The organism is Micromonospora sp. WMMD729 (genome assembly GCF_049315225.1).
In the GTDB taxonomy this organism is placed as follows: Bacteria; Actinomycetota; Actinomycetes; order Mycobacteriales; family Micromonosporaceae; genus Micromonospora.
Genome location: NZ_CP186059.1, coordinates 3,646,275 through 3,664,161, shown reverse-complemented (window position 1 = coordinate 3,664,161; position 17,887 = coordinate 3,646,275). Strand labels below are relative to the sequence as shown.

The 17,887-nt window shown below is 69.7% G+C and carries 20 protein-coding genes and 1 pseudogene; 6 read left to right on the top strand and 15 right to left on the bottom strand.

What is annotated here, in order from left to right:
• Positions 1-36: 36 nt before the first annotated feature.
• A complete protein-coding gene (locus tag ACN263_RS16885; RefSeq protein ID WP_422735273.1) occupies positions 37-2,106 on the top strand; it encodes a phosphocholine-specific phospholipase C in 2,070 nt (689 codons plus the stop codon).
• Between the two features lie 250 nt (positions 2,107-2,356).
• Here ACN263_RS16885 and ACN263_RS16880 read toward each other — a convergent pair whose 3' ends face one another.
• The 7 genes from ACN263_RS16880 to ACN263_RS16850 form a co-directional block, all read right to left on the bottom strand.
• Positions 2,357-3,592, bottom strand: a complete 1,236-nt coding sequence (locus ACN263_RS16880; RefSeq protein WP_422735272.1) for a hypothetical protein — start codon at positions 3,590-3,592, stop codon at positions 2,357-2,359.
• Positions 3,593-3,638: 46 nt separating this feature from the next.
• On the bottom strand, positions 3,639-4,478 hold the full coding sequence (locus ACN263_RS16875) for an aldo/keto reductase (RefSeq protein ID WP_422735271.1): 840 nt from the start codon (positions 4,476-4,478) through the stop codon (positions 3,639-3,641).
• 70 nt (positions 4,479-4,548) lie between these two features.
• The gene (locus ACN263_RS16870; protein ID WP_422735270.1) at positions 4,549-5,043 is read right to left on the bottom strand and encodes a DUF2231 domain-containing protein; all 495 of its coding nucleotides are present in this window, start codon (positions 5,041-5,043) and stop codon (positions 4,549-4,551) included.
• Positions 5,044-5,134: 91 nt separating this feature from the next.
• Positions 5,135-6,286: a sensor histidine kinase gene (locus ACN263_RS16865; RefSeq protein ID WP_422735268.1), complete on the bottom strand. Its 1,152-nt coding sequence runs from the start codon at positions 6,284-6,286 to the stop codon at positions 5,135-5,137.
• Positions 6,287-6,329: 43 nt separating this feature from the next.
• A complete protein-coding gene (locus ACN263_RS16860; RefSeq protein WP_422735267.1) occupies positions 6,330-6,998 on the bottom strand; it encodes a response regulator transcription factor in 669 nt (222 codons plus the stop codon).
• 47 nt (positions 6,999-7,045) lie between these two features.
• Positions 7,046-8,848 carry a glycoside hydrolase family 15 protein gene (locus ACN263_RS16855; RefSeq protein ID WP_422735265.1) on the bottom strand — a complete coding sequence of 601 codons (1,803 nt, stop codon included), beginning with the start codon at positions 8,846-8,848 and terminating at the stop codon, positions 7,046-7,048.
• Positions 8,849-8,906: 58 nt separating this feature from the next.
• Positions 8,907-9,383, bottom strand: coding sequence for a hypothetical protein (locus tag ACN263_RS16850; RefSeq protein ID WP_422735264.1), 477 nt, complete (start codon positions 9,381-9,383; stop codon positions 8,907-8,909).
• Positions 9,384-9,648: 265 nt separating this feature from the next.
• On the opposite strand from ACN263_RS16850, the gene ACN263_RS16845 reads away from it, so the two are divergent.
• Both ACN263_RS16845 and ACN263_RS16840 read left to right on the top strand, forming a co-directional pair.
• Positions 9,649-10,161, top strand: a complete 513-nt coding sequence (locus ACN263_RS16845; RefSeq protein ID WP_422735263.1) for an RNA polymerase sigma factor — start codon at positions 9,649-9,651, stop codon at positions 10,159-10,161.
• Positions 10,158-10,886: a hypothetical protein gene (locus ACN263_RS16840; RefSeq protein WP_422735262.1), complete on the top strand. Its 729-nt coding sequence runs from the start codon at positions 10,158-10,160 to the stop codon at positions 10,884-10,886. The genes ACN263_RS16845 and ACN263_RS16840 overlap by 4 nt, the downstream gene beginning before the upstream one ends.
• 78 nt (positions 10,887-10,964) lie before the next feature.
• On the opposite strand, the gene ACN263_RS16835 is transcribed toward ACN263_RS16840, so the two are convergent.
• The 6 genes and pseudogenes from ACN263_RS16835 to ACN263_RS16810 form a co-directional block, all read right to left on the bottom strand.
• Entirely contained in the window at positions 10,965-12,875 is a 1,911-nt protein-coding gene (locus ACN263_RS16835) for a DNA/RNA helicase domain-containing protein (protein ID WP_422735261.1), read from the bottom strand.
• Between the two features lie 137 nt (positions 12,876-13,012).
• Entirely contained in the window at positions 13,013-13,348 is a 336-nt protein-coding gene (locus ACN263_RS16830) for a nucleotide pyrophosphohydrolase (protein WP_422735259.1), read from the bottom strand.
• Positions 13,349-13,517: 169 nt separating this feature from the next.
• A complete protein-coding gene (locus ACN263_RS16825) occupies positions 13,518-14,021 on the bottom strand; it encodes a hypothetical protein (RefSeq protein WP_422735258.1) in 504 nt (167 codons plus the stop codon).
• 469 nt (positions 14,022-14,490) lie between these two features.
• Positions 14,491-14,922 carry a hypothetical protein gene (locus tag ACN263_RS16820; protein WP_422735257.1) on the bottom strand — a complete coding sequence of 144 codons (432 nt, stop codon included), beginning with the start codon at positions 14,920-14,922 and terminating at the stop codon, positions 14,491-14,493.
• A 107-nt stretch (positions 14,923-15,029) separates the two neighbouring features.
• Positions 15,030-15,149 (bottom strand): annotated as a pseudogene (locus tag ACN263_RS16815) (DUF397 domain-containing protein); the annotation flags it as partial.
• Positions 15,150-15,183: 34 nt separating this feature from the next.
• Positions 15,184-15,600 (bottom strand): GntR family transcriptional regulator, encoded by a 417-nt coding sequence (locus tag ACN263_RS16810; RefSeq protein WP_422735256.1) that lies wholly within the window; start codon positions 15,598-15,600, stop codon positions 15,184-15,186.
• 236 nt (positions 15,601-15,836) lie between these two features.
• On the opposite strand from ACN263_RS16810, the gene ACN263_RS16805 reads away from it, so the two are divergent.
• Complete coding sequence (locus ACN263_RS16805) at positions 15,837-16,109, top strand: DivIVA domain-containing protein (protein WP_422735255.1); 273 nt, start codon at positions 15,837-15,839, stop codon at positions 16,107-16,109.
• On the top strand, positions 16,106-16,357 hold the full coding sequence (locus ACN263_RS16800) for a hypothetical protein (protein ID WP_422735254.1): 252 nt from the start codon (positions 16,106-16,108) through the stop codon (positions 16,355-16,357). The genes ACN263_RS16805 and ACN263_RS16800 overlap by 4 nt, the downstream gene beginning before the upstream one ends.
• Before the next feature lie 45 nt (positions 16,358-16,402).
• Here ACN263_RS16800 and ACN263_RS16795 read toward each other — a convergent pair whose 3' ends face one another.
• Positions 16,403-16,660, bottom strand: coding sequence for a hypothetical protein (locus ACN263_RS16795; RefSeq protein ID WP_422735253.1), 258 nt, complete (start codon positions 16,658-16,660; stop codon positions 16,403-16,405).
• Between the two features lie 194 nt (positions 16,661-16,854).
• Here ACN263_RS16795 and ACN263_RS16790 point away from each other — a divergent pair, with 194 nt between their 5' ends.
• Positions 16,855-17,544 carry a hypothetical protein gene (locus tag ACN263_RS16790; protein WP_422735252.1) on the top strand — a complete coding sequence of 230 codons (690 nt, stop codon included), beginning with the start codon at positions 16,855-16,857 and terminating at the stop codon, positions 17,542-17,544.
• 111 nt (positions 17,545-17,655) lie between these two features.
• On the opposite strand, the gene ACN263_RS16785 is transcribed toward ACN263_RS16790, so the two are convergent.
• Positions 17,656-17,886 carry a hypothetical protein gene (locus ACN263_RS16785; protein ID WP_422735251.1) on the bottom strand — a complete coding sequence of 77 codons (231 nt, stop codon included), beginning with the start codon at positions 17,884-17,886 and terminating at the stop codon, positions 17,656-17,658.
• Position 17,887: the final 1 nt, after the last annotated feature.

Genomic DNA, 17,887 nt, shown 5'->3' with positions numbered 1-17,887 from the left:
GCCAGTTTCTCGACCAGAGCACACAAAGGCGGAGTTATGGGCACGGTGGATCGGCGTACGTTCCTCAAGGCGATGGGAGTTCCCGCCATCGGCGCGGCGCTCCCGCTGGATCTCAGCAAGGCGCTCGCCATCCCGGCGAACAACCGGACCGGCTCGATCGAGGACGTCGAGCACGTGATCATCCTGATGCAGGAGAACCGCTCCTTCGACCACTACTTCGGCACCATGCGCGGCGTACGCGGCTTCGGCGACCCGCATCCGGTGACACTGCCATCCGGTAAGGACGTGTGGCACCAGCCCGACGGCGCCGACGAGCTGCTGCCGTTCCGGCCCGAGGTGAAGGACCTCGGCCAGACCTTCCTGCCGGACCCGCCGCACGGCTGGAACGACGGGCACGCCGCCTGGAACGACGGCCGGTTCGACGGGTGGGTGCCGAACAAGGGCGTCACCTCGATGACGTACCACACCCGGCAGGACCTGCCCTACCACTACGCGCTCGCGGACGCGTTCACCGTCTGCGACAGCTACCACTGCTCGCTGATGGGGCCGACCGACCCGAACCGCTACCACATGTGGAGCGGCTGGGTCGGCAACGACGGCAAGGGCGGCGGCCCGGTCATCACCAACGCCGAGGCCGGCTACGACTGGTCGACGTACCCGGAGCGGCTGGAACGCAACGGCATCACCTGGAAGATCTACCAGGACGTCGGCACCGGCCTCAACGCCGCCGGCTCCTGGGGTTGGACGAACGATCCGTACATCGGCAACTACGGCGACAACTCGCTGCTCTACTTCCACCAGTACCAGAACGCGCAGCCCGGCACGCCCCTCGCCGACCGCGCGAAGACCGGCACCGAAATCCGTACCCAGGGCCGCGACCCCGAGGCGCTGCTGGCCGACTTCCGGGCCGACGTCGCGGCGGGACGCCTGCCGCAGGTCTCCTGGATCACCGCGCCGGAGGCGTACACCGAGCATCCGAACTGGGGGCCGGCGTTCGGCGCCTGGTACATCTCGCAGGTCATCGACATCCTCGCGGCGCACCCCGAGGTGTGGAGCAAGATGGCGCTGTTCATCACGTACGACGAGGAGGGCGGCTTCTTCGACCACGTGGTCCCGCCGACTCCGCCGCAGACCCGCGAGCACGGGCAGTCCACCGTGCCGACCACCAACGAGATCTTCCCCGGCGACGCCGACCACCCGGCCGGCCCGTACGGCCTCGGCGTCCGGGTACCCATGATCATCGTGTCGCCGTGGACGCGGGGCGGCTACGTCAACTCGCAGGTCTTCGACCACACCTCGCTGATCAAGTTCCTGGAGACGCGGTTCGGCCACGGCCGGCCGGACCTGGTCGAGCAGAACATCACCCCGTGGCGGCGGGCCGTCGTCGGTGACCTGACCAGCGCCTTCGACTTCCGGCACCCGAACCGGTCGCGCGACGTGCAGCTGCCGGACACCGACGACTTCAAGCCCGACGACCTGGTCCGGCACCCCGACGAGGTGCCGGTGCCGCCGGCCGAGGGACGGCTGCCGAAGCAGGAGCGCGGCGTACGGCCGGCGCGGGCGATCCCGTACGCGCTGCACGCCGACGGACGCCGGGGCGACGGCGAGTTCCGGATCGAGTTCCGCAACACCGGCGGCGCGGGAGCGGTCCTCCAGGTCCGCCAGGCCGGCAGCCCGGCCGCGCCGCGCAGCTACACGATCGAGCCGGGCAAGCGCCTGGCCGACACCTGGAAAACCCCCTCCGGGTACGACCTGTCGGTGCACGGACCGAACGGCTTCTTCCGCCGGTTCGCGGGCGGTGCGTCGGACCTCGACATCACGCCGTCGGTCGACGAGCGGGGCGACAAGCTCACGCTCACGCTCACCAACCGTGGACCCAAGCGGGTCGAGGTGACCGTCCGGGACGGGTACCACTCCCGGCCGGTCACCCTGTCGCTGCGCCCCGGCCACACCGAGCGCGCCGGCTGGCCGCTGGCCCGTACCCACGGCTGGTACGACCTGACGGTCGCCGCGGCGGGTGACCCCGGCTTCGCGTACCGCTGCGCGGGCCACGTCGAGAACGGCAGGGACAGCATCAGCGACCCGGCCCTGGGCGGCCTGGTCTAATCCCCCTGCCCCCTCCTGCCCCCGCCGATCTTGCACTTTCGGTTGTCGATATGAGCGGTTACGCTCCAGATGTCGCCGCCGAAAGTGCAAGATCGGCGCAGTGGGGACCGGGGGAGGGGGCACCGGATGCCGTGGCGAGCGTGATGCCTCAGCGGCATCTTGATGCCGCACAGTCATCACGTTCCTCCCGGCGCCCGCCCCCACCGAGGTCACCCACGGTAGCGATCAATCGGATGCCCTCGACGCCTTGCTATGGGGTGCGGGCGAGGTAGGCGCGCAGCTCGTCGCGGGTGCCCGGGAGGCCGTAGCCGCCAACCAGCTCGGTGACGTTGCCGAACTGCACACCGTCGATCAGCCAGGGCTCGGTCGACCGGCTCAGTTCCTCGGCGAGCCGGCGCTGCCGGGGCGTCAACGCGTCGACCGGCGGCTGCGTCGCCGCCGGGCCGTCCGGGAACGCCAGGCGCAGCGCCACGTTGAGCAGCGTCAGCGACCGGTCGCCGTCGACGGTGGGCAGCCGGTCGAGCAGCGCGTCGAACGCCCGGTCGGCGTGCTGGGGACCGAGCTGTCGCAGGGCGAGCGCCGCGTAGCCGCCGAGATCGCCGGACAGGAACGGCACCCACTCACCCTCCACCGGCTCGTCCGGCGCCTCGCCGGACGCCGCCGACGCCCAGCCCACCACCTCGTCGACGGTCGCCGCGTCGGCCGCCGCGCCGAGGACCCGGGCCCGGCCGATCGCGGCGCCCCAGCGGACCAGCGGACGCGGGTCGGTCAGCCACCGAACGTCCGGCGCGGCGTCGAGCAGCCCTGAGGACACCAGCATGGTGGCCACCTCGCCGGGCGTCGCCGCGACGCCGGTGGCGGCGTCGACCGCGCGGGCCAGCGCGGCCACGCTGCCGTCGGCCTCCTCCGGAAACCAGGCCAGCAGGTACGCCGCGACCAGGCGCACATCGGGATCGGCGTGCTCCAGCAGGGCGCGGAACACGGGAACCCCGGCGCGCACCGCGTCGTAGGTCGCCACTGCGACGTACGCCCACAGTCGGCCCTGATCCGCCGTCGACAGCGACTCGACGTAGAGGTACTCGACGTACTCCTTCTGGGTCTCGTCGCTGCCGGTCCACGGCGGCGGCTTGGCCGCGAGCAGCGCGCGCCCGCCCTCGGCGGCGCGGCGGTACTCGGCCACCGGGAAGCCGTCCGGTAGGACACCCTCGTCGTACCCGATGGCCAGGGCGCTCAGCAGACCGAGCACCGCCGCCGGGTCCGGGGTGGCCGGATCGGTGAGCATCTCCAGGAGGAACGGCACCGCGTAGGCGCTCGCCTCGAACCGGTTGCCCTGGTGGAACACGTTGCCGTAGAGCTCACCCAGCGCCTCGTCCCGGACTGTCGCATCGGGGTCGAGCAGAGCACGCAGCTGGCCGGGCACGTCGTCGGCCGAACCGTAGGCGTGGCCCAGCCGCGCCCAGTCGATGTCGTCAAGTCCGTCGAGCACGTCGACATGCTCTCCCGAGCCCGGACCGTCCGGTGTGGCGGGTCGGTCAGAACTCCTCGTACACCGCAGGGTCCTGATCTGACAGCCGCCCGTCCGGGCGGCCCAGCGCGGTGATGGCCTCGACCTCGGCGTCGGTGAGCGTGATGTCGAAGACCTCGAGGTTCTCGACCTGCCGCTGCGGCGACGCGGCCTTGGGCAGCGGGATCAACTGGCGGGCGAAGTGCCAGGCCAGGATCGTCTGCGCGGTGCTGACACCGTGCGCGGCGGCGATCTCGGCGATGACCGGGTGCTGCCGCAGGTCGTTGCCGTGCCCGAGCGGGCTCCAGCCCTGCACCAGGATGCCGTGCTCCCGGTGATAGGCCAGCGCCTCCCGCTGCGGGAAGTACGGGTGCACCTCGATCTGGTTCACCACCGGGGCGACCCCGGTCTCGGCCACCAGCCGGTCGATGTGCTCCGGCAGGAAGTTGGAGAGCCCGATGTGCCGCACCAGACCCCGCTCCCGCGCCTCGATCAGCGCCCGCCACGCGTCCACGTACCGGCCGACCTTCGGGTTCGGCCAGTGGATCAGGTACAGGTCGATCCGGTCGAGGCCGGTGCGGAACACACTCTCCTCGATGGTGGTCAACGCCTCGTCGTAGTCGTGGTGCCGTCCCGGCAGCTTCGAGGTGACGATCAGCTCGTTGCGTACGCCGTCGCCCGCGTCCCGCACGGCCCGACCGACCGCGCCCTCGTTCTCGTAGTTCACCGCCGAGTCGAGCAGCCGGTAGCCCGCCCGGATCGCGTGCCCGACCGCGTCGACGCCCGCCGAGCCGTTCAACTGGTACGTGCCGAGCCCGATCGCGGGCAGGGTGGTGCCGTCGGCGGCGCTCAGGTGCGGAATCGTCATGATCGGGACCCTACTCGCCCGAGTGGCGCGTCACCCGTCGGCTGGGTAGCCCAGGCAGCACCGGCGAATCTCAGTCGTCGTCGCCGTGCCCGGCGGACGCGGCCGGGGTGTTGCCCCAGACCGCCTTCGCCCCGGAGTCACCCACCCGGTAGACCTGCACCAGGTTCGCGGCCGCCACGACGACGGCCAGCGCGGCGACCAGCACGGCCACCTTCCCCGAGGTGCCGGTCGGCCGCCCCGCCGGCCGCGACGCGCGGCGGTGCAGCCAGAACAGCGCCACGGCGACGGCGAGCAGCGGTATCGCGAACCAGATCAACGTGTCGCCAAGCTCGGCGTGCACGCCGGGGTCACCGACCCGGTGCTCCAGGTCCTCACCGCTGGAGGAGGCGAGCGGCACAGCGAGCGTGGCCAGCGCCGTGATCACCACGACGAGCGCGCCGTAGCGACCGCGCCACGACGGTCTGACGGCCAGCGCGGCGACGCCGATCGCGGCCAGCGGCAGCAGGACCACCACGACGTGCACCACCAGGGGGTGCAGCGGCAGGCCATTGACGGTGTCAGGCACAGGATCTCCTCGGCGCTCGGATGTCACTACGCGCGACGTTATTGCCGAATTCTTGCGAATTCCTTGCGGGGCCGAATTCCCACCCGACGGGTCAGGCCGTAGGTAGCAGCAGCGTGAACGTGGCACCCCGGCCGTGGGCGCCGGTCACCTCGAGCGAGCCCCGGTGCGCCTGCGCCACCTGCTGGGCCAGCGCGAGGCCCAACCCGAACCGACGACCCGTCCCGGCGGTGCCGTGCGCGAAGCGTTCGAAGAGTCGATCCGCCTCGGCCGGGTCGAGGCCGACCCCGTCATCGACGACCTCGGCGGCGACGCACCCCGGTCGGTGACGCACCCGCACCCGCACATGCCCACCCGCGCTGACGTGTCCCAGCGCGTTGTCCACCAGCGCGGTCAGCGCCCGCCGCAGGGCTACGGGGGCGCCCCGCACCGGTGCGGTCGCCTCCACCTCGGCGCGCAGCTCGACGTCCCGCTCCCGCGCGTACGCCGACATGCTCGCCACCACCTCACGGGCCACCTCGGCCATGTCGACGACGGTGTCCGGGGGCGGTTTCTGCTCGGCCGCGGCCGACACCAGCAGATCGTCGACGACCTCACCGAGCGCCCGGGTGTCCGCGACAAGCTGGTCGAGCTGGTCGATGAGCTGCTCCACCGGTTGGGCCCGGGCTCGGCGGGCGATCATCTGCGCCCGGGTGTGCAGCACGGTGAGCGGGGTGCGCAGCTCGTGCGAGGCGTCGGCGACGAAGCGGCGTTGCAGGGACAGCGCGGTGGCCAGAGGAGCGACGGCTCGGCGGGCGAGCAGCGCGGCGGCGGCCAAGGCTCCCGCCAGACCGGCCAGTTCGGCGACGAGCAGCGCGACGCCGAGCTGCCCCTGCCGCTCGCGCAGTGGTGCGAGGTCGGCGGCGACCGCCCAGCGGCTGCCGTCGGGCCGATGAGCGACCAGCACACGGACCGGGTGGTCGTCGCCCGCGTCGGTGTCGAATCTCCCCGGCTGCCGCCGCAGCGCGTCGTCGAGAACGCGCACCAGCTCCGGCGACGCGCTCGGGGTCACCTCGACGGCATCGGTCCCGGCTGTCCGTTGGGCGAGGACCTGGCCGGGTGGTGGGTCGTCCACGTCCTCGGCCATGGCGAGTACCTGACCCAGCTCGGCATTCAGTACCCGGGACTCCTGACGGCTGGTGAGGACGAACATCAACGCGCCGACCAGCAGCAGCACGACGCCGATCGCCCCGGCGGTCTGGGCCACACTACGTCGACGTGCACGAATCAGTCGGGCCTCGTTCACGCGGTCAGCCCGTACCCATGCGGTAGCCGAGCCCGTGCACCGTGCGGATCGCCCCCCGACCGAGCTTGCGGCGCAGGTGATGGACGCAGGCGTCGACGCTGCCGGGGGCGTCGGCATGGGTGAACGCGGTGCTCAGCAGCTCCGCCCGGGTGAAGACCTTCAGGGGTCGGCCGGCGAGTGCCCGCAGTACGGCGAACTCGCGGGCGGACAACGGGATCTCCTGGCCGTCGTCGAGCACCTGTCGGTTACCCACGTCCAACCAGCGCCGTGGACCCAGTGGCAGTCGGCTCGCCACGTCCTGATGGCGGCGGCGCAGTGCGCGCAGCCGGGCCAGCAGCTCCGGTACCTCGAAGGGCTTGACCAGGTAGTCCTCCGCGCCGGCGTCGAGACCTTCCACCCGGTCGTCGAGGGCGCCCCGGGCGGTGAGCATCAGCACCGGGGCGGTCACACCGCGTCCGCGCAGCGCGGTGACCAGGCCCAGGCCATCCAGCACCGGCAACCCCCGGTCGATGACCATGAGCTGGTAGTCGCGGGCCAACGCCTGGTGCAGGCCGCTCTGCCCGTCGGCGGCCAGGTCGACCTCGTACCCCTCGTCGGTGAGCAGGTCGGCGAGCAGCGCGGTCAGCGCACGGTCATCCTCGACCAGCAGCAGGCGGGGGCGGGCACTCTCCACCGGCCCAGTATCACGGGGTGCGGGAACGTTAGCCGTGCAACTCCCCCTCAGACGGACCCGGGATCGCCAACGGGTGCGTCCCGGATGGCGAGCGCGGCCTGGACGAGCGCGGCGTGGGTCAGCGTCTGGGGATAGTTGCCGAGGTGGGCACCCGTCGCCGGGTCCACCTCTTCGGCGTACAGGCCGAGGGGACTGGCGTACTCGACCATGGCCTGGAACAGCTCGACGGCCTCGCGGCGACGCCCGGTGCGGGCCAGGGCCTGAACGAGCCAGAACGAGCAGGGCAGGAACGCGCCCTCGACGCCGGGCAGGCCGTCGCGCCCGGGCGGGTAGCGGTACAGCAGGGGACCGCCGGCGGACAGCCGGTCCCGGATGGCGTCGATGGTGCCGCGTACCCGGGGCGACCCGGTCGGGTCGATGCCGAGCAGCGGCAGGACGAGCAGGGCCGCGTCGAGATCCGGGGAGCCGTAGGAGCGCAGGTAGCTGGCCGCCGCCGGGTCGAAGCCGCGCGCCCGGACCTCGGCGGCGATGGCGTCCCGGGACCGCTGCCAGCGTCGACGTTGCCGGCCCGGCAGGGGATGCGTGTCGGCGATGGCCAGGGCGCGGTCCAGCGCGAGCCAGCCCATGAGCTTGGAATGAACGTGTTGGGCGGGCTCCCGCACCTCCCAGATACCGGCATCGGGCTTCGGCCACCACCGGGCGACCACGTCGGCGAAACCGCGCACCGCCCGCCACGTCTCGGCGTACAGGCGGTGCCCGGACTGGGCGAACGCCCAGGCGGCGTCGATCACCCAGCCGTACCCGTCGAGCTGGTGTTGGCCCGCGGCCGCGTTGCCCATCCGTACCGGACGGCTGTCGAGGTAGCCGGGCCAGCCGGGAAGCGCCCGCTCCGCCGGTACGTGCCGGCCGTGCACGGTGAGCAGCGCCGGCAGGCGCGGCCGTTGCAGCCGGCTGGCGTGCAACAGCCAGGCGAGGAACCCCTGTGCCTCGTCGGCCTTGCCGACACTGAGAAACGCGCTGACGCCGATGCTGGCGTCACGGGGCCAGACGTAGCGGTAGTCCCAGTTGCGGTCCCCGCCGGGATCCTCGGGCAGGGACGTGGTGGGCGCGGCCACCGGCGCTCCCGAGGGCGAGTAGGTGAGCAGCCGCATCGTGAGCAGGCTTCGTACGACGTGCTCCCGGAAGGGCACCCGCTCGTCGATCTCCCCGGTCCAGGTGCGCCAGCGGGCCTCGTCCTCGACGAGCAGGTCCCAGGCGGCCGTCGGCTCGACGTGGATCACCGGTTCGCGGTAGGCCACGGCCAGCACGAGGGTGACCGGATGACCCGGCCGCACCGTGACCGGGGTGGGTCGGCCCGGTTCGATCCCGAACGCCGGCGTGCCGTCCAGCGCGACCGCGAGCGCCCCCCACTCACACACCAGGCTGTGCCGCCGGTGCTGCACCCGGGGCCGGCGGTGCCGCACGCCCAGGCGGGGATCGAACTCCACCACCGCGTCGACAGGTGCCCGCTCGGCCTCCAGCCGCCGCACGATCAGCGTCGTGGGCAGCAGGCGACCGGTGACCTCGGCGACCATCGCCTCGGTGAGGCGGAGCCGACCGCCACCCACCGCCCAGGTGGTCTCCAGGGTGGCGGTGTGCTGCCGGTACCGCCGTTCGACGACCGTGGCCGGCCGGGCCGGGCCGACCCGGAACGTCCCGGCGTCCGGGCCCCCGACCAACCGGCCGAACAGGGGATCGCCGTCGAAGCGCGGCACACAGAGCCAGTCCATCGCGCCGTCACTCGCGACCAGAGCGGCGGTACGCGTGTCGCCGAGCAGCCCGTAGTCGCTGATCGGTCGCTCACCGGTCACGGCGAACGCTCCCGCACGAGCGGCGGGTCACGGCGGTCGCTCCCGCACGAGGGGCGGGTCACCTGGCGTGCAGGAGCAGCCCGAGAGCGACCCCGTACACGACGTGGACGACGGCCGTGACCAGGGGAGTCTGGACGCCGTAGTTGAGGGCGAACAGCCCGGGCGGCTCCAGCACCGCCGTGCTGGCCGGTCCCGCCCGCTGCGACGCCATCCGGGGGTGGACACCGGGAAGCAGCGGCAGCAGCACCGTCAGGGCGATCCCGACGTGCACGATCCCGAGCAACGCCCCGATCCACCAGTCGGCACGGTGCACCAGCGCGAACGCGGCCGCGTAGCCGAGGGCGAAACCCTGCCCGGCGCCGACGTGCAGGACGAACCCGACGACCCGGGCCCGGTCGGGATCCCCGGTGAGGAAGGTCCCGAGCACCAGGGGCAGATCGAGCCGGGTGAGGCCGACCAGTTGAGCGGTGATCATCGCCGCGGTGAGCGCCGCGGTGGCGATCAGCCCGAACACCGCCCATCCGGCCCAGTCCATCTCAGCAGTCGTCGACGCCACGGGCGTTGTCGGTCATCGGTCCACCCTCCGGCTGAACAGCGCGCAGTTCACGGCCCAGACGCTCCCTGGGCGTCCGGTTTATCACCATAAGCCACCGGGGTTGTCGCCCTGGCCTGCTCGCCCAGACGTCCCGCACGAATTCGGCCGCAGGCCCGACCGCCGCAACCATCTGCTGGTTGGGCCCCAACCGGACCGGCCTCTCGTTCGTCCAAGATAGTGAGGACAACTTCGAGGGGACTCCGTCGTGGCAGGTTGGGAGCAGGCGTTGGCGGATCTCGTCAACGCCAGAGGCGCGGCGCTGAAGCGCTACGCCTACCTGCTCTGCGGCAACGACAGCGACGCCGAGGACCTGGTGCAGGACGCGTTGGTGCGGGCATTCACCCGGCCACGGCGCGACAGGGTCGAGAACTCCGAGCAGTACGTGCGCAAGGCAGTCGTCAACCTCTACCTCGACCGGGTACGGCGGCGGGACGTGTGGCGGCGCGTGATGCCGTTCGCGCTGGCACCGGAGCGGATCGAGGACGGCTCATCTGCCGCGGATGCCCGACAGGACCTGCGGGCGGCTCTCCTGGAACTCACCCCACAACAACGTGCCTGCGTTGTCCTCTACTACCACGTCGATCTGCCCGTTCCAGAGATCGCCGCACAACTCGGCTGCGGCGCCGGCACGGTGAAACGCCCCCTGCACGACGGTAGGCGCCGCCTGGCCGGGCTGCTGCACGATGACAGAGGGGAGGCCGACCGTGCCGTCCGATGATCGTCTTTGGCGGGACCGTCTGGCACGCGTGGCGGACGAGGCCGGTCCGCCGTCGTTCGCCACTGATCGTGTGCGCGTACGTGTCCGGCGCTGCATCGATCATGGTGATGTCGCTGGTGACGGTCGCCGTGGCCGGGATCGTCGGCGGCGGCGAACCGACCATCGGCACAGGCGCGAGTCCGGGGCCGTCGACCCCGACCGGGCCAACCGCCACCGGCGTGAAGGAGCCCGGAATGTACGTCTGCGGCGACCGCTACGACCACGTGGTCCCCACACCGGGCGGCCTCCTCACGGCAGAGGTGTCCTCGGTGGTCAAGGTGAAGAATGACTCCGGTCCAGCAGTGACGGTGACATTCGCTGCCACGCGGGCGGTCCATGTGGCTTCCAGTCCGCCGTCGCTTCTTCAGGTGCTCTATCTGAAGGACGGTGTCATCGTCGGTGGAGGACCGATGGTCAACAAGCCGGGCGATCCCAGTTCCCAGGGCATCGATGCGATCCGAGGTGGGTTTGATCTCGCTCCCGGCAAACCTCACGAACTGCAACTGGGTCCGCGAGAGATTTTGTGCCCGTCCCTGACCTGGCCCGACATCTGGGCCACACCCGATCGCTACGAGGTCGCGGTGGTGCTCGGCCCGGTCGAGGACCGCGGGGGTGAGCTTCTCCTCGATGTCCCGCTCCCACCCTCGGCCGCATCGCTGGTGACGAGAGTGGTGTTGCCGGGCTGAGCGACGTCTTCCCCGCGCGGCCTGCGGAGCGCAGCATCCCCTCTCCACGTGTCCGGGCTGCTGCCGATCCACCCGTGGTCAGCCGATGTCGTCCCCGACCGCTTTCTCGTAAACCGTCTCGACTGGCCGGACCACCTTGACCATCGAGGCGAGGTACTCCCGCGTCTCGTGATCGGTCGAGTAGACGATCGTGCCCTTCATCCCACGAGTGAGCAGGACTTTGTAGGTGTTCCGAATCAGCAGGTCCGCTTCGGTGTCGCTGACGGACTTGCGACTGCGGAACGCTGGATCCTTCGACTCCTCGCGTCGGGTCACCAGCTGGCCGTCCCTGGCTACCAGGTCCGGCCCGATGATGACACCGGACCAGTCGTACTCGAAGCCCTGCGCCGTGTAGACGCAACCCACCTGGCCGAACCCTTTCGGGTCGGTGGCCCAGAACGCGCTGCCCGGCGCGTCTCCGACGCTGCGGTCGCTCTTGACATTCCACGGCCGTGACCACGCGCCGATCTCGACATCGGACACCAGGCTGTCGTCCGGACGCGGATCGCTCCACGGCCAGCAGTACCCGGCGGACATCCGGGCAGTGACTCCGGACGCCTGTTTGCGGGCGAGGAAAACTTCCATCTCCTCGGGCGATTCGGCGAGACGCAGGTCGACCCTGCCGTCGCCGATCCACACCGACGGCTCATCGCCGTCCAGGCCAAGCAGCTCGATGACCCATTGCTCGTACGTCTCGCTGCCTCCGCAGCGGAACTGGTTGTGTAGCGACACGACCTCGATCTCCAGGTCGAGCTGCCTCGCGTGAGACGAGATGACCTCGACATTGCCCAGCTCACCCGGCTTCACCACCTGGTGTTCGTCGAGCAGGAAAACCGGCACCCGGGCGGCGGCGATAAGTTCGTCGATCTGTGGACGAGACTTCTCCCGCTTGGCTTTCGGAGTGAACCGGTTGACAGAGGTCTCTCGGATGCGGTGGGCCTCGTCGCAGATCAGCACGTCCAGCCCGTTGCGTTCGGCGGACATGAAGCTGTTGAAGTAGCCGAAGAGGTTTCTCAGCCGGGTCGACCCCTTGCCGGCGTATCGGCGCAAGGTCTGGGTGAACGAACGCGAGCCCGTCGCGTGCATGACGGAGCGGTTCTGGCGCGCCAACTCACCGAGCACCGACAGTGCGATCACGCTCTTGCCGCTGCCCGGCCCACCGGCGACGACCACGACCGACTTGCGGTCCGCCGATCGTGCCCGCTCGACGGCGTGCAGCACCAACTCGTACGCCACACGCTGCTCGTCCAGCAGGGTGAAGTGCGATCGGTCCTTCAGTTCCTGCGCGGCGTACCTGAGAAGACGGCGACTGGGCCGAACAGAGCTGGTGAGGAAACGGTCGGCGGCGCCTGCGCCTGGTGCCGGAGCCAGGTGGCTGCGTAGGTAGTCGAGGAACTGGCCACGCCGCTGCTTCGTGAAGATTCGGCTCTGCTCGGTTGCCGGCCGGTCGAACAAATCACTGATGTCGCGGTCGACCGCGTTGTGCAGGTATGCGACCCCGTGCACGGGGTGGTGATGCCCGGCGAGGATGCCGAGGAAATCCGTCAGGTATTCGCAGTACTGCTCGACCTGGACGCCGGGATGCAGCCGCGGGCCACGTGCGTGCTCGATCGCCACGAGGGTGTCGGAGCCCTCGTAGGACTCGGCGTATGACCATTGTTTCAGCTCTACGACCACGTAGGAGTCCTCGGCCGTCCTCGGATCCACGCCCGCGAGCACCACGTCGACCCGCTTGCTGGTCAGCGGTAGCTGGTACTCGACAAGCATTTCGACCTGGCCCAGCCCTGCGTCGACCAAGTCCTGCCCCAGCACCTCGAGGCTCCGCGACCAGGAACGGCGTTCCGCCGGGCTCACGTTGCGCCCGATCTGCTCCACAATTCGGTCTGCGAGTGTGCCGCTGCCGACCAGACGCAGCAGACCATCGGCGGACGTGCGGAACGCTGACAACACTTGCCCCCGGGCAGCACGAAGTGATCGTGCGCATGGGGGGCGTGTCCGGCAGCCGCCGGAAGCCCGTCGTGACGCGCTCCTACGTGATGGACTGTAGCGAAGAGATCAATTCAGCGCCATGGTGGCGCTGCCTGCGGTTACCGCTTCGCCGCCGATCCGCGAGCCTGGTCAGCCGGGTAGCGGCGAGCCACTTCCTCGAGTTTGCTCGACGCCGCCTCGATTAAGTCGATGCCGAGGACGTCGGCGAGCCGGGTCAGATAGATCATGACGTCGCCGATCTCGGCTCTGACCCGCGCGCCGGCCTCTTGGTCGGTCATGACGGCTGCAGCCTGCTCAGGCGTGAGCCACTGAAACTCGGCGATCAATTCACCGACCTCACCGGCGAGCGCCATGGCCAGGTTCTTCGGCGTGTGGAACTGCTGCCAGTCGCGCTCTTCTGCGAACGCCCGTACATGACTCGTCAGGTCATCCATGGTGGGGAGCATCGCAGAAGTCCTGCGTTCGGTGTGCAACCCCGACGGACGATCTCCGGCTGATGGAAATTAATGCCAACGCCATACGAATGCGTCAACCTGCCGCGTGGACACCCGAAATTCTAGGCAAGGGCGGCGTACCGCACAGATGGTTCGGCGCGACTGTCGGTCACAACGAGACGACGACCGGTTGGATCTGGACGTTCTTGGTCAGTTGCTCCGGTGAGGGAACGGGCGTGCTGATATTGACAGGCAGGTTGTAGCCGTAGATTGCCACTCCGTCGAGGTGGTTCGCGCCCGGCCAGTCCGACTCCAGGCGGACCGCCATCCGAGTAGGAAAGTTGGTCACCTTCTCGGCGCACGACCGGATCAGGACCACGCTCGGGGTGGCGGTCAGGTGGGTGGCCAGCATCCGGGCCAGCTTCTTGTAGGTCCAACCCCAGTCCTTGGCACCGGCCTCGGCGTCGCCGATCTCCTCGTCGTTGCCGTGTGCGCGGATGCACAGTGGCTCGCCTGCCTGCACCCCGGCCAGGTAGGTCGCCAACTGCCGATCCGCCTCCGCCTGCGTGAGCCCAGCGTCGATGGGCAGGAGGGAGCCCCACGCCGCCGCGCCCGATTCGGCTCCCTCAGATTGACGGCGGGTATTCGGATCCTGGGTCGCCACGATGAACATGACATGCACCTCCGGGCTCGCTGCCTCATTGTGCGGACGAGAGGACGTTAGCCCGATGCGCGAAGAACCACGCTGTCGGCTATCCGGCCCGAATTACCGTGGTCGCATGTCGGACAACTGTCTGCCGGATATTTGTGGACAGGGTTGACCAATCTGTGTCGCTCGGCTCGTAATTTCTGGACAAACAATTTGCGCGCGGCCGAGCTCGAAGATGGTATGGGGTTCCGCCCTCCTCGGCCGCGACCCGCGCTTCCGCGAGTTTGGCGAAGCGGCGGCATACCGCTGCTGCCTCCTCGTGGGGCCGCGCATGATCCTGCGCGAGTTCGTCGGCGACATCCTGACCTGCGGCAAGCCGTCCCGCGTCGATCAGATCGGGGATGCGGGCCCGCGCCAGTTGATCAGGAGCTATCGGCGGCGGGGCGGCGACGAACCGTCGGTCAGGGGATGCGCGGACTGGTTCGGCGCGGGCTCAGTACGAGCGGGTGATCGCGGTATGGGTAGCAGCGACAACACCCGCGTTGTGTCGCTCGACGCCGCGGGATGCGAGTAGAGGGCCGAAGACCAGGTATGCGATCCACGTCAGGGGCATCGTCACGAGACCGACGACAGCGAATATGAGGAGGAAGTTGATCCAGAAGAGCCCCCAGAAGGACAGCATCAGGAGCACTCCGGTTGACGTGCGACCGGCATACAGGTTGCCCACGCCGAAGATGCCGAAGAGGCCCAGGATCAACTCGAGGGCGACGGCAGCCCCGGCGGATTTCTGTGGAATGAGCACCGCTTGGGGTCCGACGTAGACCGGCTGTGTGGGCACCGGAACGTGATATTGCTGAGTAACAGGTACCGGTAGCTGCTCGGTCGGTGCGGGCTGCCACTGCTGATAGGGATCGGGATGAGTCACTGCACGAGTCTCGCGTTCGGATAGTCTGCGAGTCACCCGCCGTTTGGTCCCGTGCATCGGACTGCAAGGGCCGTTCCCGCGTCCGTGTGGCCACCGGGTATACGACTTCAACGGATCAGCGCGTTGTCGCGGACGCTGCTGACGAAGGCGGACCAAATGGTTGGGCGGAAGGTGAGAGCCGGTCCGGTCTGATCCTTGGAATCCCGGACGGCGACGATGCCGGGGACGTTGGTGGCCGCCGTCTCGTCCCGGCTGCTGCGGCTAACGCTCGGTCGGGCGGATCAGCTCGACCTGGTCGCCGGGCTCGACTTCAACCCTGCCCTTGCCGTGGCGGATCTCCAGCACTGGAACGCCTTCGTCCAGTTGCAGCTCGTTCCGTTCCTGGCCGGTCGGCATCCGGGCGATGACCGACGCGCCGGCAGGCAACTCGACCCGCTGGCGATGGGGCGCGCGTCGCACCCGCGTCCCGTGCCCGCGGACGGTGCTGACCAACCCTTCGGACCGCAGGATCGAAATCGCCATCCGGACCGCCTCGCGGCCAATGCCGTACTCCTGTGTCAGCCGGGCTTCGCTCGGCAGCGACACCCCGGGCGCCAGTTCACCGGACTCGATCTGCCTCCGCAGCAGGTCGGCGACCTGCACGTAGACGGGCGTGTGGGAGCGCGGATCGATGGTCATGCCTGCTAAGCCTTGTCCCCCCGTGTGCCGCACTGGTTGTGCCCCTGTGCCCCTGTCCGTATATTCATCAAGGCGGCGGCAGTTGTAGCCGGGATGCGGATCTGTAGCTCGGTCGAGTGAGACCTTGCCGCAGCCTGCTGCCGTGGGCTGTCCAATGCGGCGGCAGGCAGCGTGTGTTCGCGTAAGCGACATGCACACCGTCCCGCCCCTCAATCATCGGAAAGCAGGTTGGCGAGATGAGCGTCCGCAACCAACGACCGGCGCGGGATGTCGGAGTGAGCCGCTCCGGCGCGTACACCAGTTTGCTGCCATGGCAGGTGCGTGAGCGGCGCTTCGTGCCGGTCGGGCTTGGGCGTCGCGGTCTTGACCCCGACGACGTGTACGCCTTCCTCGACCGGGTCGCCGTCGACATGGCCGCCGTCTACGCGGCCCTTGTCCAGAGTCGCCGCGAGACCGTCCGGCTCAGGGGCGAGCTGGACCGCCGGCAGGCGGGAGGTCAAGGTCGATGAGCCAGCGGTACGTGATCCACCTGCCCGTCGTCGCCACCGACCTGCCCGCCGCGCAGCGCCTGGCCCGGGGCATCGGACGGTGGATGCTGGTGCTGCCGATGGCGGACCCGGGGGAGACCACCGTCTCCGAGGAGGATCAGCAGTGCCTGCGCCATCGGGTCTTCTGCGACCTGCGGCTGCCCGGCGGCCGGCGCTGCCTGCTGCGCGACGGCCACGACGGTGAGTGTTCCCGCCGCTTGCGCCGGTGAGGGGAGCCGCCGCCGACCGAGCGGGGCCGGCGGCGGAACCGACGTTCAGTACGTGAAGCTCCAGAGGAAGTAGAACCCGGGGGCGTTGGGACCGTACTGGCGGTACTCGCAGTAGTACCAGCTCCACTGGCCGGTCTGGACACCCTCGCTGCCGTAGCTGTTGCAGAACTGGCCGTCGTAGTAGACGCCGCGGAGCGTGCCGCCCTGCGGGTCGGCTGCCGCCGGGGCGGCGCCGGTCCCGACCAGCCCGCCGAGTGCGAGCGTCGTCGCCACCGCCAGCGTCGCCCATCTGCGTCCGCGCATGGAGTCTCCTTCCATCACCGTCCACAGTGCACGTACTCCGCGCCGAGTCGTGACCGGGACATCGAAGTCGGTGAAAGTAAGGCTATCCGCCGACGTGGCCGCCGTAGTACGGGCCGAACGGGTAGCGCACGAGTGTGGTCGAATCCGGAACGGGCGGGGCCAGCCCTTCGAGCGAGCCAGGTGAAAGGAGCCAGATGTCGATGAGGAGCCTTACGATCGCTGAGCGGATCGTGCAGGAGTTGCTGCGTGCTGGGACGCCGCTCGATGACGACGAACTTGCCCGACGGCTCGATGTGCAACCGCGGCAGACGGTCAACCAGGTGTGCCGGCGCTTGGAGCAGAGCCGTCGACTCAGCAGATACATCGGCCCTGCCGGCAAGATCGTGAACGAACTCTCGCGGCAAGGCAGCGCGTCGTCGCCGATCGTGGGGCAGGAGACCCGGCCGGGACCGGCTGCTGGCGACAGCGCGGTGCAACGGCACGCCGAGAGCGTGATGCTCGGGCTGCTCGGCGTCCGGCTGGGCTGCACACTCAGTCCTCGGCGATTCGTGCTGGAGGATGGGTCCCGCGTCGAGGTCGACGGGGCGGACGAAAACCTGACCGTCCTCGTCGAAGCATGGGCGCACCAGGGGCCGCCGAAGTCCGCGCAGAAGCACAAGGTGCTTGCGGATGCGTTCCGCCTGCTGTTCGTGGCGTCGTCGCTGCCCACCCCGCCACGCCTGGTGCTCTGCCTCTCCGACCCGCAGGCGGCTCACCACTTCACGACGGCGCGCTCCTGGGCCGCTGCGGCGTTGCGTGGGTTCGGGCTGGAAGTCGAGGTGGTCGAGCTGCCAACGGAGGTGAGGTCGGAAATCCTCGCAGCCCAACAGCGCCAATACCGTTGAGCTTCGTGCATCGGACTTCACGCCTTGGTTCTCGCCCAAGCCGTTTGGGCTCGAAGAGCTCCCGCGCCGGCGGCCGAGGTCCGCGTCGTACCGATCGACGAAGAGACAGAGTCAGCTTGCAAACAACATCCTCGTCGGGAATTCGCCGCTGGACCGCCAGGTCTTGACGATCTTTGCGGTGATCGAACCAGCGGCCGAGTCGAAATCGCCATCCTCGACGTGGGCGTCGAGGGTGCTTGGATCGATCGTCAGAATCCGGTCGAACTTGTCATCCAGACCGAACTCGTATCGGACCTCACCGGCAGTCGCCTCGACGCGTCGGGCGGTCACCATCATTCCCATG

Excerpts from the sequence above, each read along its gene's own strand:
- ACN263_RS16885 (WP_422735273.1), top strand. The coding sequence starts at position 37 with ATGGGCACGGTGGATCGGCGTACGTTCCTCAAGGCGATGGGAGTTCCC.
- ACN263_RS16830 (WP_422735259.1), bottom strand. The coding sequence starts at position 13,348 with ATGGATGACCTGACGAGTCATGTACGGGCGTTCGCAGAAGAGCGCGAC.
- ACN263_RS16795 (WP_422735253.1), bottom strand. The coding sequence starts at position 16,660 with ATGCGCGGACGCAGATGGGCGACGCTGGCGGTGGCGACGACGCTCGCA.
- ACN263_RS16840 (WP_422735262.1), top strand. The coding sequence starts at position 10,158 with ATGATCGTCTTTGGCGGGACCGTCTGGCACGCGTGGCGGACGAGGCCG.
- ACN263_RS16825 (WP_422735258.1), bottom strand. The coding sequence starts at position 14,021 with ATGTTCATCGTGGCGACCCAGGATCCGAATACCCGCCGTCAATCTGAG.
- ACN263_RS16790 (WP_422735252.1), top strand. The coding sequence starts at position 16,855 with ATGTCGATGAGGAGCCTTACGATCGCTGAGCGGATCGTGCAGGAGTTG.
- ACN263_RS16805 (WP_422735255.1), top strand. The coding sequence starts at position 15,837 with ATGAGCGTCCGCAACCAACGACCGGCGCGGGATGTCGGAGTGAGCCGC.
- ACN263_RS16800 (WP_422735254.1), top strand. The coding sequence starts at position 16,106 with ATGAGCCAGCGGTACGTGATCCACCTGCCCGTCGTCGCCACCGACCTG.
- ACN263_RS16810 (WP_422735256.1), bottom strand. The coding sequence starts at position 15,600 with ATGACCATCGATCCGCGCTCCCACACGCCCGTCTACGTGCAGGTCGCC.
- ACN263_RS16850 (WP_422735264.1), bottom strand. The coding sequence starts at position 9,383 with ATGGACTGGGCCGGATGGGCGGTGTTCGGGCTGATCGCCACCGCGGCG.
- ACN263_RS16875 (WP_422735271.1), bottom strand. The coding sequence starts at position 4,478 with ATGACGATTCCGCACCTGAGCGCCGCCGACGGCACCACCCTGCCCGCG.
- ACN263_RS16785 (WP_422735251.1), bottom strand. The coding sequence starts at position 17,886 with ATGGGAATGATGGTGACCGCCCGACGCGTCGAGGCGACTGCCGGTGAG.